Here is a 13,133-nt window from a genome sequence, read left to right on the forward strand (position 1 = left end):
GGCCTGCCGGGGTGCAGACACATTACGGAGGGCCATGGGGAGTGGCAATCCGATAATCGTTTATCGGTTCGCTGATCGAACGGAACCCTGTGAAATCTCGACCTTTGCCAGGCTGTGAAAATCCGGAACCAGATTCTAGAATCCTGCCTTCCCTCGACTCAGGAACGTCCTTCCATGGCCGGTAGCCTCATCGAACGCGCCCTCGGCTTGCTCGAACTCCTCGCCAGCGATGCCCGCGGCCTGCCCCTGCAACAACTGGCGGACCGCCTGGATATCCCCAAGAGCGCCGCGCACCGCATGCTCGCCGAGCTGATCCGGCTCGGCTACGTGCGCCAGGACGACGACACCAGCCGCTACCGCCTCAGCACCCGCCTGGCCGCGCTGGGCTTCCGCTTCCTCGCGTCCAGCGGGGTGGTCGACCTGGTCCAGCCGGTGCTCGACGGGCTCGCCCGGGAGACCGGCGAACTGGTGCGCCTGGGGGTGATCGAAGGCGATCGCCAGACCTGGATCGCCAAGTCCCAGGGCGCCACCTCCGGGCTACGCTACGACCCCGACATGGGGCGCGAGGCGCCGCTGTTCTACACCGCGTCCGGGCACGCCTGGCTGGCCAGCCTGAGCGACAAGGCGGCGCTGGCGCTGGTGGAGCGCCAGGGCGTAGGGACGGCGCGGGACTTCGGTCCCAACGCGCCGCGCTCCAGGAGCGAGCTGCTGCGTTACCTGAAGCGCGCCCGCGAGCACGGCTATGCGTGGCAGATCGAATGCTCGGCGCCGGGCATGGCGGCGATGGCCGCACTGGTGCGCCACCCCGAGGACGGACGGGCTCTCGGCGTGCTCAGCGTGGCCGGGCCGAGCGCACGCTTCGGCGAGGCGCGCATGCACGAACTGGCGCCCCTGCTCCTGGCCGCGGCGCAGGACCTGTCCCACGCCAGCCAGGCGTCCGAGCTGTTCCGCTGAGCCATCCGGCCCGGCCCCAGTCCTTTCCCGACATCGGCGTTCGAATAGCGAACGCTTTCTTGCCTGCCACGGAGCCCGCATGCAGCGGGCCTTTCCGCACTTCCATGGAGGTCCTGGCGGCGCTGCCGTCTCGAAGCGCTCTTGCGCGGGGCCAACTCCTCGTTCAAATAATCTCCTTCGTTAAATCTGGAACGACGTTCTGGAATCCTGAGACGAACAAGAAAACAACGATTGGGGACCGCCTTGGACGCACCGCTTCGCATCGCCCTCATCGGCGCCGGCAACATGGGCCGCCAGCATTACCATCGCTTGCAGCGAATCGCCGGCGCGCGCCTGTGTGCGGTGGCCGATCCTCAGGGCCAGGCGTTCGCCGCGGACGCCGGCGTGCCCTGGTTCGGCGATCATCGGAGGTTGCTGGAAGAAGCCCGGCCGCAAGCGGCGATCGTCGCCAATCCGAACAACCTGCATGTCGCCACCGCCCTCGACTGCCTCGCCGCCGGGGTGCCGCTGCTGCTGGAAAAACCGGTCGGCGTGCAGCTCGACGAAGTGAGCGAGCTGGTCGCCGTCGCCCGGCGATCTGGCGTTCCGCTGCTGGTCGGTCACCATCGTCGGCACAATCCGCTGGTCGTGCGGGCGCGCCAATTGATCGCCGAGGGCGCGCTCGGTCGGTTGCTGTCGGTCACCGCGCTCTGGCAGTTGAAGAAGCCCGACAGTTATTTCGAGGTGGCCTGGCGTCGCGAGCCCGGCGCGGGAATGTTGCTGACCAACCTGATCCATGACCTCGACCTGCTCCGCTACCTGTGCGGGGAAGTGCGGGAGGTGCAGGCGCTGGCCGGCAACGCTATCCGTGGCCTGCCCAACGAAGACAACGTCGCGCTGCTCCTGCGCTTCGCCAATGGCGCCCTGGGCAGCCTGACCGGTTGCGACGCTGCGGCGGCACCCTGGAGCTGGGAGCTGGCCGCCGGGGAGAACCCGGTCTATCCGCGCCAGGCCGAGCAACCCTGCTACCTGCTGGCCGGCACCGAGGGTGCCCTGAGCCTTCCCCAGCTCCGCCGCTGGCGCTACGCCGAGGCCCGGCAGGGCTGGCACGACCCGCTGGCGGCCAGCGTGGAGGCCGTGGCGGCAGGCGACCCCCTGCAACGCCAGCTAGAGCACTTCGTCCGGGTCGCGCGGGGCGAGGAAGCGCCATTGATGGATGCCACCGACGCCGCTCGCACCCTGGCGCTGGTCGAGGCGGTTCGCGAGGCCGCGCGCAGTGGCCGGGCCTGCGCGCCGGCCAGTTTCTGAACCGCTGACGATGAGGTAGTGCATGGAATCGAGGATTCTTTCCCTGGCGGCGCTCACCGTGCTCGAGCTGTCGCCCCCGGACATGGTCGAGGCTGCCGCCCGCGCCGGCTACAGTCATGTCGGCCTGAACCTGGTGCCGGCCACCGTGGAAGAGCACCACTATCCGCTGCTGGCCGATGCCGGCCTGCGCCGGCGGACCCTGGCGCGGCTGCGCGACAGCGGAGTGCGCACGCTGGACGTGGAGATCCTGCGCCTGCGTCCGGACACCCGCGTCGGCGAGTTCGCCGCGGTGCTGGAGGTCGGCGCCGAGTTCGGCGCGCGCTATGTGCTGGTGGCCGGCAACGATGACGACGAGCGGCGCAGCGCGGACAATTTCGCCGCGTTGTGCGACCTGGCGCGGCCGCTCGGCCTCGACCCGCACCTGGAGTTCATGCCCTGGACCGGGATCCGCGACCTGCGGCAGGCCGCGCGGGTGGTCGAGGCGGCGGCGCGGGACAACGCCGGCCTGTTGCTGGACGCCTTCCATTTCGACCGCTCGGCCAGCAGCCTGGAAGACCTGCGGGCAATCCCGCCTGCGCGCCTGGGCTACGCGCAACTCTGCGATGTCGTCGGACCGCGTCCGACGTCGATGGACGAAATCCTTCGCCAGGCCCGCGAGGAACGGCGTTTCCCTGGCGATGGCGGGCTCGATCTGCTGGCGCTGCTGCGCGCCCTGCCGGAGAACCTGCCGCTGAGCCTGGAGGTGCCCGCGCTGGATTTGCTCGCGCGCGGCGTGGATGGCACGGAGCGGGCGCGGCTGGCGATCGAGCGGACCCGGGCGCTGCTCGCCCGCCTGTAGCGCCACCGCGCAGGCAGGTTGCCCGTTTGCATAATGGAACGGGGTTCTATAGTTTCCAAACGTCGAAGCCGATCGTTTCTTTCCTCGATGGCGGGTACCGTCAGAATAAATAGCCTGCTATCGATTTGCCCTGGTGCCCGGACCCTCCGATGAACGCATCCACCTCCCCGCTGCCCGCCAGCGACCAGACCCTGCGCGGCATCCTGCTGATCTGTGCCGCGGTGTTCCTGTTCGCCAGCCACGACGGGTTGTCCAAGTTCCTTTCCGGTTTCTACCCGATCGTCATGGTGGTCTGGGCCCGCTACCTGGTGCACACCCTGCTGATGGTCGCCGTGTTCGTGCCGCGCAACGGCCTCGCGGTGATCCGCACCCGCCGTCCGCTCATGCAGTTGGCGCGGGCGCTGTGCCTGATCGGCACCAGCCTGTTCTTCACCACCGGCCTGCGCTACCTGCCCTTGGCCGAGGCGACCGCGGTGAACTTCCTGGCGCCGCTGCTGGTGACCGCGTTATCCGTGCCGTTGCTGAAGGAGAAGGTCAGCCTCGGTCAATGGCTGGCGGTGCTCACCGGCTTCATCGGCGTGCTCTTCATCGTGCGTCCCGGTGGCGCGCTGTTCACCCCGGCGGCGTTGTTCCCGCTCGGCTCGGCGCTGTGCTTCGGGCTCTACCAGCTGCTCACGCGGATGCTCGCCAACAGCGACAGCCCGACCACCAGCAACTTCCTCGCCGGCATCTTCAACACGCTCATCATGAGCCTGCTGGTGCCGTTCTTCTGGCAGACCCCAAGTCTTCTCCACGGCCTGATGATGATCGCCCTGGGCGGTTGCGGCATGGGCGGCCACCTGCTGCTGACCCAGGCCTTCCGCCATGCGCCGCCGGCGACCCTGGCGCCGTTCAGCTATGGCCAGATCATCTTCGCCGGCCTGCTCGGCCTGCTGGTGTTCGGCCACGTGCCGGACGCCTGGGCGCTGCTCGGCATCCTCGTCATCTGCGCCAGCGGCCTGGTGGTCGCCTGGCGCCGTGGCCGCTGAACGCAACGGGGTCGGCGCGTAGGCTTCACAACAGGCTCAGCGGATAGCTGACGATCAGCCGGTTCTCGTCGAAGCGGGTATTGCTGCCCCAGTCGCGGCGCTGGCTGGAGTTGCGCCAGCGGACGTTGAGACGCTTGAAGGCGCCGCTCTGCAGCGTGTAGCCCAGCTCGCTCTCGCGTCCCCATTCGCTGCCGTCGTCGGTGACTCCGGCCAGGCGCACATGGTCGCCATGCAGGTAGCGGGTCATGAAGGTCAGGCCGGGTAGGCCGAGGCCAACGAAGTCGAAGTCGTAGCGCAGTTGCCAGGAGCGCTCGCCGGGATTGTCGTAGCTGGCGTTGTAGCTGTCGTTGGCCAGGGTTCCGCCGCTGGTGCCGTTGACCCGCATCCAGCCATCGTCGCCACTGACCTTCTGCAGGCCGAGATAGAGGGTATGCAGCCCGTAGCCCGCGGAGAACAGCGCGGAAACGGTGCGGTTATCGAGCTTGCCGGCGCGCGCGCTGCCAGCGTCGCGGCCACGGAAGCCGCCGAGGTTGGCGCCCAGCAGCCAGTCGCCGAGCGGCTGGCTGTGTTGCAGTTGCAGGTACTGTTGGCGGTAGATGTCCTTCAGCTCGGCGTTCCACAGGCCGAGCAGGCTGCGTTCGCCATTGAAGCGATATTCGCCGCCGGCGAAATCGAAGCGGTCGGAAGTGGCGGCTGGCCGGCCGAACAGCGACATGTCCTGCATGCTTGCGTCGTTGCGCGGGCTGTTGCCGCGGAACTGGCCGGCGTAGAGGGTCAGGCCGGCGATCTGGTTGGCGCTGAGCTGGCCGCCGCGGAAGGTCTGCGGCAGCGAGCGGCCATCGTCGGAGCGGAGGATCGGCAGCACCGGCATCCATTCGCCGATCTTCAGTTCGCTGTTCGACACGCGCAGCTTGCCGGCCACCGCCAGGCGTCCGAAGTCGTCGGCCGGGCGGCCGTCGTCGTGGGTTGGCAGCAGTTGGGTGCCGGCCGTTCCCTTGCCGCCATCCAGCTTCAGGCTGTAGAGACCGAGGACATCGAGGCCGAAGCCGACGCTGCCCTGGGTGAAGCCGGAGCGGGCGTCGAGGATGAAGCTCTGCGTCCACTCCTCGGCCTTGCCCTGGCTGGCATCGCCGACGAAGTTGCGGTGCAGGTGGAAATTGCGCGCGGTGAGGCTGGCCTTGGCATCTTCGAGGAAACCTTGCCCGGCATGGACGTGCCCGGCATGGACTGGCAGGCCGGCGCCCAGGCAGAGGGAAGCGCAGAGCGCGCGGACGTGGCTCGGGTGCGACATGGGAGTGTCCCTTCGTTCTTGTTCTCTAGGCAGGGAGGCGCCCGGCGGGCGCCGGGCGCTTGGACTCAGGCTTCGATCCGGCGCGGGGCCATGAAGTACAGCCAGGTCAGGGCGATGAAGTACATCGCCGGGATCATGGTGAAAAGCAGCGCGTAGTTGTTGTTCGTCGCGGTCAGTACGCCGCCGACGATCTGGGTCATGAACATCCCGCCCAGCGCCGCGCACATGCCGCCGAAGCCGAACACCGTGCTCATCAGGTGCTTGGGCGTGTAGTCCATCACCAGGCTCCAGATGTTCGCCGTCCACGCCTGGTGTGCGCCGACCGCCAGGGCGATGGCCAGCACGGCGATCCACAGGCCGCTGGCGTTGGCGGCGAACACCACGCCGACGATGGTGCAGGCGAACAGCAGCATCGACAGCAGGCGCGCGCGGATCGCCGGCATGCCGCGGCCGATCAGCCAGGACGAAAGGATGCCGCCGCCGACGCTGCCGAAGTCGGCGGTCAACCAGATCAGGATCAGCGGGATGCCCATCTGCGTCACGCTGATGCCCAGGCCGTACTGCTGGTTGAGGAACGGCGGCAGCCAGTAGAGGTAGAACCAGAACACCGGCGCGGTGATCGAGTAGGCCAGGGCGAAGGCCCAGGTGCCGCGGCGGCGGAGAATCTGCGAGAAGGGCACGCGGGTGGCGGGCGGCTCCTCCTGCTGCTGGATGTATTCCAGCTCGCTCTGCTTCACCCGCGGATGCTCCTCGGGGTTGTAGTAGTTGCGCCACCAGAACACCAGCCAGACCAGGCCCAGCGCCGACATGCAGAGGAACGCCGCCTGCCAGCCCCAGACGCCGAGGATCAGCGGCAACAGGGCCGGGGTGACCATCGCGCCGACATTGGTGCCGGCGTTGAAGATGCCGGTGGCCACCGCCCGTTCCCCGGCGGGGAACCACAGGCGGGTGGTCTTCACGCAGGCCGGGTAGTTGGCCGCCTCGGTCAGGCCGAGGATGAAGCGGCAGACCATGAAGCCCGCCGCCGAGGTCGCCAGGCCGTGGGCGCCGGTGGCCAGGCTCCAGAGCAGCACGGCGAGGAAGAACGCGCGCTTGACCCCGACCTTGTCGATGAAGCGGCCCTGGAGGATGAAGCCGATGGCGTAGCCGACCTGGAACCAGAAGTTGATGTTGGCGTAGTCCATCGCCGTCCAGCTCATCTTCTCGGCCAGGATCGGCTGCATCACGCCGAGGGCGGCGCGATCGATGTAGTTCAGGGTGGTGGCGAAGAACACCAGGGCGAGCATGCCCCAGCGCGTCCGGCCGACGGCGAAGGCGTTGCGGATCCTGCCGCCGCGGGATTCCCGCGGGGCGTCGGCGGCGAGCAGTCGAGAGCTGGAAGAGTGGATCATTGACGGGGCCATCCTTTCGGCGGCCGGCGCCTGGGCGCCCGGCCTGGATTTGTCGTTCTGGGTTGCACGCAGGCGGGCCAGGGGCCGCGCCGGTGTCAGCGGGCCAGGGGCGGTCGGGCCGGGCGAGCGGCGAGCGGACGGGATGGAGGGCGGACGGAGAGGTCGGCGATGGACATGAGCGGGTACCCGATTCTTGAAATTGTTATGTCGCGTGGGTTGCGCAGGTGCCCGGGGAAGAAGCGCGGAGCGCTTCCGGCAGATCGGGACGGCCTGCACGGGTGGCTGCGATGGTGCGCGATTGGTCGAAAAAGCGTCAATTCGATAATCGTGCTTCCGTTCGATATTCGAACGGAATACTAACTAGTTCGTACATTTTGCGTTGCCCGTCAGTTGGCGCAAACCAATAATCGGCTTGCCGGGCGAGCGGTCTCAGCGACCCGAAGTGGCTTCCCGGCGCATCCCGCGCGGGCTATCCGCGCCTCTGCCGTTCCGCCGCCGGCCCTCGCGCGGCGCCAGGCGCCGTAGGGCGCATTGAGGAGTCGAAGCATGCAGCGTTCGATCGCCACCGTATCCCTGAGCGGCACCCTGCCGGAAAAGCTCGAGGCCATCGCCGCCGCCGGTTTCGACGGGGTGGAAATCTTCGAGAACGACCTGCTTCATTACGACGGCAGCCCGCGCGACGTACGCCGGCTGTGTGCCGACCTGGGCCTGGAGATCCTGCTGTTCCAGCCGTTCCGCGACTTCGAGGGCTGCCGCCGGGGACGCCTGGGGCGAAACCTGGAGCGCGCCGAACGCAAGTTCGACCTGATGCAGGAGCTCGGCACCGACCTAATGCTGGTGTGCAGCAACGTCGCTGCCGATGCCCTCGGCGAACCGGCGCTGCTGGCCGATGACCTCCGGCAGCTGGCCGAGCGCGCCGCCGTCCGCGGCCTGCGCATCGGCTACGAGGCGCTGGCCTGGGGGCGCCAGGTGAACACCTGGGAGCAGGCCTGGGACCTGGTGCGGCGGGCCGACCAGGCGAACCTCGGGCTGATCCTCGACAGCTTCCATACCCTTTCGCTGGACGGCGATCCGCGCGGCATCGCCGATCTTCCGGGGGAAAAGATCTTCTTCGTGCAGATGGCCGACGCGCCCTTGCTGGCAATGGACGTGCTGGAATGGAGCCGGCACTTCCGCTGCTTCCCGGGTCAGGGCGGCTTCGACCTGGCAGGCTTCCTCGCGCCGGTCGTCGCGTCCGGCTATCGCGGTCCGCTGTCGCTGGAGGTCTTCAACGACGGCTTCCGCGCCGCGCCGACCCGCGCCAACGCCGTCGACGGCCTGCGCTCGCTGCTCTACCTCGAGGAGAAGACCCGCGAGCGCCTGCAACGCCAGACGCTGCACGTGGCGGTGGACGAGCTGTTCGCGCCGCCGCCGGCAAGCCTCTGCGACGGCATCGAGTTCCTCGAGTTCGCCGTCGACGAGACGCTCGGCGCGCGCCTTGGCCAGTGGTTGCAGCGACTGGGCTTCGCCAGGGCCGGCGAGCACCGTTCGAAGAATGTCAGCCTGTTGCGCCAGGGCGACATCAACCTGGTACTGAACGCCGAGCCCTATTCCTTCGCCCACGGTTTCTTCGAGGCCCACGGACCGTCCTTGTGCGCCACCGCGCTGCGCGTGCGTGACGCCGGCCAGGCGCTGGAGCGCGCTCGTGCGTACGGAGGCCAGCCGTACCGCGGACTGCTCGGCCCCAACGAGCGGGAAATCCCGGCGGTGCGCGCCCTCGACGGCAGCCTGCTGTATCTGGTCGAGCGGCACACCGAGGGCCGCAGCATCTACGACAGCGACTTCGTGACGAACGACGCCGACACCTCCGGCCTCGGCCTGCGACGCGTCGACCACGTGGCCCTGGCGCTGCCCGCCGAAGGCCTGGACAGCTGGGTGCTGTTCTACAAGAGCCTGTTCGACTTCGGCGCCGATGACGAGGTGGTGCTGCCCGACCCCTATGGCCTGGTCACCAGCCGTGCCGTGCGTAGCCCCTGCGGCAGCGTGCGCCTGCCGCTGAACATTTCCGAGGACCGCAACACCGCCATCGCCCGATCGCTGTCCAGCTATCGCGGTTCCGGCGTGCACCACATCGCCTTCGATTGCGCCGACATCTTCGCCGCCGTGGCCCAGGCCAAGGAGGCCGGGGTCGCACTGCTGGAAATCCCGCTGAACTATTACGACGACCTCGCCGCGCGCTTCGACTTCGACGACGAGTTCCTCAGCGAACTGGCCTACTACAACGTCCTCTACGACCGCGACGCCCAGGGCGGCGAGCTGTTCCATGTGTTCACCGAGCCGTTCGAGGAGCGTTTCTTCTTCGAGATCCTCCAGCGCCGCCACGGCTACGCCGGCTACGGCGCGGCCAACGTGCCGGTGCGCCTGGCGGCGATGGCGCAAGCGCGGCGGGGTGTGCGCCGGGCCAAGCTGTGAGAATTGTCGGGGCTCCGGCAGGTGCTCTTCCTACAGCCGGGCGGGCCCCGCATAATCGGCCGCAATTCCCGCCGGCCACGAGTGAGTCACCGATGTCCAAGCCTGATCCCGCCCTCGTGGAGGAATCCGCTCCGCGCGGCAAGGGACGCAAGAACAATCCCGAGAAGACCCGCCAGGACATCCTCCGCGCCGCCATCGACGAGTTCGTCGCCCAGGGCCTCTCGGGTGCGCGGGTGGACGCCATCGCCGAGCGCACGCATACCTCGAAGCGGATGATCTATTACTACTTCGGCAGCAAGGAGCAGCTCTACCAGGCCGTGCTGGAGAAGCTCTACAGCGACATCCGCGGTATCGAGGGCACCCTGCGGCTGGGTGCGCTGCCTCCGGCCAAGGCGATGGAGAAGCTGGTGGAGTTCAGCTTCGACTACCACGACCGGCACGTGGATTTCGTGCGCATCATCAGCATCGAGAACATCCACAAGGGCGAGCACATCGCCAGCAGCGAGCTGGTGCAGAGCGTCAACAGCTCGATCGTCCAGAGCATCGCCGAGATTCTCCGCCGCGGCGAAGCGGAAGGGGTGTTCCGCGCCGGGTTGGAGGCGCTCGACGTGCACATGCTGATCAGTTCGTTCTGCTTCTACCGGGTGTCCAATCGCTACACCGTGTCGCGGATCTTCCGCACCGACCTGCACGACGCCGAGGTTCGCCAGCGGCATCGGCAGATGATCGGCGAGGCGGTATTGCGCTACATCCGTGCCTGACTGCCGTCCCCTCTCCCCTTGGCGGGAGGGGGGGGCCATTCAGTCGCCCAGGCTGGCGAAGTGCGCCTGCATGCGCGCGGCGTCAGCCTCTACTCCGCTGAGCAGTTCGAATGCCTTCACCGCCTGGAACACCGCCATGGTGCCGCCGTCCAGTGTGCGGCAGCCGAGGGCGCGGGCCTGGCGCAGCAGCTCGGTTTCCAGCGGAAAGTAGATCACCTCGGCGACCCACAGGTCGGCGCGCAACAGTTCCGCCGGCACCGGCATGCCGGGCAGCTTGGCCATGCCCACCGGGGTGGTGTTGACCAATCCCTGGGCGTCGCCCAGGGCGCCGGCCAGGTCGCTGCCGGCGAGCGCTCGTGGCGCGCCGAAGTGCTGGTTGAGGTTGTCCGCGAGGGCCTGGGCCCGCGCCGGGTCGACGTCGAACAGGGCCAGCCGCTCGACGCCCTCGGCGAGCAGCGCATGGGCCACTGCCGCGCCGGCGCCGCCCGCGCCCATCTGCACCACGCGCTGGCGCGGCGCGTCGGCCAGGCCGCGCCGAAAGCCCTCGGCGAAGCCCAGGCAGTCGGTGTTGTGGCCGATGCGCCGGCCATCGCGCAGCACCACGGTGTTCACCGCGCCGATGCCGCGCGCCTCGGCGGAGAGTTCGTCGAGCAGGGGGATGATCGCCTGCTTGCAGGGGAAGGTGACGTTCAGCCCGGTGAAGCCGAGGTCGCTGGCGGCGGCGAGCAGGAACTCCAGGTCGTCCGCCGACTTGCCCAGCGGGTCGAGATCGATCAGCCGGTACAGATAGCGGATGCCCTGGGCGTCGCCTTCGCGCTCGTGCAGTGCCGGGGTCCGCGACGCCTGGATGCCGGCACCGATCAGGCCGGCGAGAACCGATCGCGGCGCGCTCATGCGGCAGCCTCGAAACGCTCGGCGAAATGTTCCAGGGCTAGGCGGTAGCCGAGGCTGCCGAATCCGCAGATCACCCCCAGCGCCACCGGCGAGACGTAGGAATGGTGGCGGAACGCTTCGCGCTGGTGGACGTTGGACAGGTGCACTTCGACCACCGGCAGTTCCACCGCGGCCAGGGCGTCGCGCAGCGCCACCGAGGTGTGGGTCCAGGCGGCGGGGTTGATGACGATGCCGGCGACTCGGCCGCGGGCCTGGTGGATCCAGTCGAGCAGTTGGCCTTCCTGGTTGGTCTGGCGGAAGTCCACGGCGAAGCCGCGCGTTTCGGCGAAGGCCGCGCATTCGTCGGCGATTTCGCCCAGGGTCCGCCGGCCGTAGGTCTGTGGCTCGCGGGTGCCGAGCAGATTCAGGTTGGGGCCGTTCAGGACCAGTACCGTGCGCGTCATGGCGCAGCCTCCACAGCAATGATGTCATCGATGCCGGGAAAATGTACCGAACGGTTACTTTTGTAAACCGGACGCCGTCGCCGACGGGACGAAAGCGTTCGATTATCGGCGTCCGCTCACTCGCCTGCCGCCGGTTGCGTCGCGCCGCGGCCGCGCAGGGTCATGTCGGGCAATGCCGAGGCCACCGCCAGGCCGAGCAGCGCCACCGCCGCGTTGACCAGGAAGAGCACCTTGAAGGCATCCGCGAGGACATGCTGGAGGATCACCCGGGCCGGCCCGCTGGCGGCGTCCAGGCTGCTCAGCAGGGCGCTCTCGGAAAAGCCCTGGTCGAGCCCGCCGCCGATCCGCAGGTGCTTGAGCAGGGCCAGCAGGATCGCCGACATCAGCGCCACCCCGACCGCCCCGCCGAGGGAGCGGAACAGCGTCGCGTTGCTGGTGGCGACGCCGATGTGGCGTTGCTCCACGGCGTTCTGCGCGGCCACCAGGCTGGTCGGGAACTGGGTACCGATGGCGATCCCGGTGAGCAGCATGCACAGCCCGGACAGCCAGTGGTCGCCGACCGGGACCAGGGCCAGGCCGGCGATGCCGCAGGGCAGCAGGACGGCGCCGAGCAGGATCAGCGGCTTGTAGCGTCCCAGGCTGGCGGTCAGCCGCCCGCAGCAGTACGCGCCCAGCGGCAGGCCCATGACCAGCGGCAGCAAATGCAGCGCGGCGCTGTCGGCGCCGGCGCCGGTAACGCTCTGGTAGCGCAGCGGCACCAGCACGGTCAGCGAGATGGCCTGGAAGCTGGCGAAGAACGCAACCAGCCAACTGAGGGTGGCGGCGCGGACGGCGAACAGTTGCATCGGCACCAGCGGTTCGCGGAAGCGCCGCTCCTGGGCGACGAACAGCAGCAGGGCGAGCGCCGCCAGGGCGAACAGGCCGAGCAGCGCCGGGTCGCTCCAGGCTGCGCCCTGGCCGATCTGGGTGATGGCCAGGAGCAGCGCGGTGAGACCCACCACCATCAGCACGATGCCCAGGTAGTCGATCACCGGTTGCCGGCGCGGCACCGGCAGGCCGACCAGGGTCCGCCGCGAGATGGCCAGCGCGAGAAGGCCGATCGGCAGGTTGATCCAGAACACCCAGCGCCACGACAGGTACTCGGTGAGCAGGCCGCCGAGCACCGGGCCGGCGACGCTGGCGATGGCGTACATGCTGCTGAAGTAACCCTGGTAGCGGCCGCGCTCGCGCGGCGGGACGATGTCGCCGATGATCGCCTGGCTCACCGCCATCAGCCCGCCCGCGCCGACCCCTTGCAGCACTCGCGCCAGCACCAGTTGGCCCATGCTCTGCGCGAGCCCGCAAAGCAGCGAGGCGGCGGTGAACACGACGATGGCGAAGAGCATCAGACGGCGGCGGCCGTAGAGGTCGCCGAGCTTGCCGTAGATCGGCATCGATACGGTCATCGCCACCATGTAGGCCGAGATCACCCAGGCCAGCAGGTCGAGGTCGGCGAAGTCGGCCGAGATCGCCGGCAGGGAGACGGCGACGATGGTCTGGTCGAGGGCGCTGAGGAAGATCGACAGCATCAGGCCGGCGAGGACGGTACGGACGGCGGGCGGGTTCTGGGCGAGATCGGACAAGACGGCACCTGGGGCGGACGGAACGCGAAGGCAGCGGGCATCATACTGCGCCTGGGGTAGGACAGGTGCCGGGGAATATCGATCCGAGGGTCGTCTTTCGTCGATATTCGCCTGCGCCAACGTTGCGTCCCGCCTTGGGAACGGTGCCCCGGCGTTGCGCCGGGGTGGCGCGG

The 13,133-nt window shown here is 68.7% G+C and carries 11 protein-coding genes; 6 read left to right on the forward strand and 5 right to left on the reverse strand.

Annotated features, from left to right (window positions below):
- The first annotated feature begins 174 nt into the window (after positions 1–174).
- The 4 genes from VQ067_RS01385 (at position 175) to VQ067_RS01400 (ending at position 4,107) form a co-directional block, all read left to right on the forward strand.
- Positions 175–954, forward strand: a complete 780-nt coding sequence (locus VQ067_RS01385) for an IclR family transcriptional regulator (protein ID WP_033990135.1) — start codon at positions 175–177, stop codon at positions 952–954.
- Positions 955–1,197: 243 nt separating this feature from the next.
- Positions 1,198–2,241, forward strand: coding sequence for a Gfo/Idh/MocA family protein (locus VQ067_RS01390; RefSeq protein ID WP_023109545.1), 1,044 nt, complete (start codon positions 1,198–1,200; stop codon positions 2,239–2,241).
- A 22-nt stretch (positions 2,242–2,263) separates the two neighbouring features.
- Entirely contained in the window at positions 2,264–3,079 is an 816-nt protein-coding gene (locus VQ067_RS01395; RefSeq protein WP_340080802.1) for a sugar phosphate isomerase/epimerase family protein, read from the forward strand.
- A gap of 149 nt (positions 3,080–3,228) precedes the next feature.
- Positions 3,229–4,107, forward strand: a complete 879-nt coding sequence (locus tag VQ067_RS01400) for a DMT family transporter (RefSeq protein ID WP_003121656.1) — start codon at positions 3,229–3,231, stop codon at positions 4,105–4,107.
- A gap of 25 nt (positions 4,108–4,132) precedes the next feature.
- Here VQ067_RS01400 and VQ067_RS01405 read toward each other — a convergent pair whose 3' ends face one another.
- Together VQ067_RS01405 and VQ067_RS01410 are read right to left on the reverse strand one after the other, a co-directional pair.
- The gene (locus VQ067_RS01405; RefSeq protein WP_033990133.1) at positions 4,133–5,398 is read right to left on the reverse strand and encodes an OprD family porin; all 1,266 of its coding nucleotides are present in this window, start codon (positions 5,396–5,398) and stop codon (positions 4,133–4,135) included.
- A gap of 65 nt (positions 5,399–5,463) precedes the next feature.
- The gene (locus VQ067_RS01410) at positions 5,464–6,789 is read right to left on the reverse strand and encodes an MFS transporter (RefSeq protein ID WP_033990131.1); all 1,326 of its coding nucleotides are present in this window, start codon (positions 6,787–6,789) and stop codon (positions 5,464–5,466) included.
- Positions 6,790–7,335: 546 nt separating this feature from the next.
- Between VQ067_RS01410 and quiC the strand changes: the two genes are divergently transcribed.
- A complete protein-coding gene (gene quiC, locus VQ067_RS01415; protein WP_033990129.1) occupies positions 7,336–9,240 on the forward strand; it encodes a 3-dehydroshikimate dehydratase QuiC in 1,905 nt (634 codons plus the stop codon).
- Between the two features lie 92 nt (positions 9,241–9,332).
- A complete protein-coding gene (locus VQ067_RS01420) occupies positions 9,333–10,001 on the forward strand; it encodes a TetR/AcrR family transcriptional regulator (protein ID WP_033990127.1) in 669 nt (222 codons plus the stop codon).
- A 39-nt stretch (positions 10,002–10,040) separates the two neighbouring features.
- On the opposite strand, the gene VQ067_RS01425 is transcribed toward VQ067_RS01420, so the two are convergent.
- The 3 genes from VQ067_RS01425 to VQ067_RS01435 all read right to left on the reverse strand — a co-directional run bounded on the left by VQ067_RS01425 (position 10,041) and on the right by VQ067_RS01435 (position 12,960).
- A complete protein-coding gene (locus tag VQ067_RS01425) occupies positions 10,041–10,895 on the reverse strand; it encodes a shikimate dehydrogenase (protein WP_023095058.1) in 855 nt (284 codons plus the stop codon).
- Positions 10,892–11,338 (reverse strand): type II 3-dehydroquinate dehydratase, encoded by a 447-nt coding sequence (aroQ, locus tag VQ067_RS01430; protein ID WP_003106162.1) that lies wholly within the window; start codon positions 11,336–11,338, stop codon positions 10,892–10,894. Before aroQ ends, VQ067_RS01425 begins: the two co-directional genes overlap by 4 nt.
- Positions 11,339–11,454: 116 nt before the next feature.
- Positions 11,455–12,960, reverse strand: coding sequence for an MDR family MFS transporter (locus VQ067_RS01435; RefSeq protein WP_003084091.1), 1,506 nt, complete (start codon positions 12,958–12,960; stop codon positions 11,455–11,457).
- Between the last annotated feature and the right edge of the window lie 173 nt (positions 12,961–13,133).

The organism is Pseudomonas sp. KBN12P06040 (assembly GCF_037574965.1).
In the GTDB taxonomy this organism is placed as follows: Bacteria; Pseudomonadota; Gammaproteobacteria; order Pseudomonadales; family Pseudomonadaceae; genus Pseudomonas; species Pseudomonas aeruginosa.

What these genes read in the sequence shown, in the direction of transcription:
- VQ067_RS01385 (WP_033990135.1), top strand. Translation starts at nt 175, where the DNA reads ATGGCCGGTAGCCTCATCGAACGCGCCCTCGGCTTGCTCGAACTCCTC.
- VQ067_RS01395 (WP_340080802.1), top strand. Translation starts at nt 2,264, where the DNA reads ATGGAATCGAGGATTCTTTCCCTGGCGGCGCTCACCGTGCTCGAGCTG.
- VQ067_RS01400 (WP_003121656.1), top strand. Translation starts at nt 3,229, where the DNA reads ATGAACGCATCCACCTCCCCGCTGCCCGCCAGCGACCAGACCCTGCGC.
- VQ067_RS01405 (WP_033990133.1), bottom strand. Translation starts at nt 5,398, where the DNA reads ATGTCGCACCCGAGCCACGTCCGCGCGCTCTGCGCTTCCCTCTGCCTG.
- VQ067_RS01410 (WP_033990131.1), bottom strand. Translation starts at nt 6,789, where the DNA reads ATGATCCACTCTTCCAGCTCTCGACTGCTCGCCGCCGACGCCCCGCGG.
- quiC (WP_033990129.1), top strand. Translation starts at nt 7,336, where the DNA reads ATGCAGCGTTCGATCGCCACCGTATCCCTGAGCGGCACCCTGCCGGAA.
- VQ067_RS01420 (WP_033990127.1), top strand. Translation starts at nt 9,333, where the DNA reads ATGTCCAAGCCTGATCCCGCCCTCGTGGAGGAATCCGCTCCGCGCGGC.
- VQ067_RS01425 (WP_023095058.1), bottom strand. Translation starts at nt 10,895, where the DNA reads ATGAGCGCGCCGCGATCGGTTCTCGCCGGCCTGATCGGTGCCGGCATC.
- aroQ (WP_003106162.1), bottom strand. Translation starts at nt 11,338, where the DNA reads ATGACGCGCACGGTACTGGTCCTGAACGGCCCCAACCTGAATCTGCTC.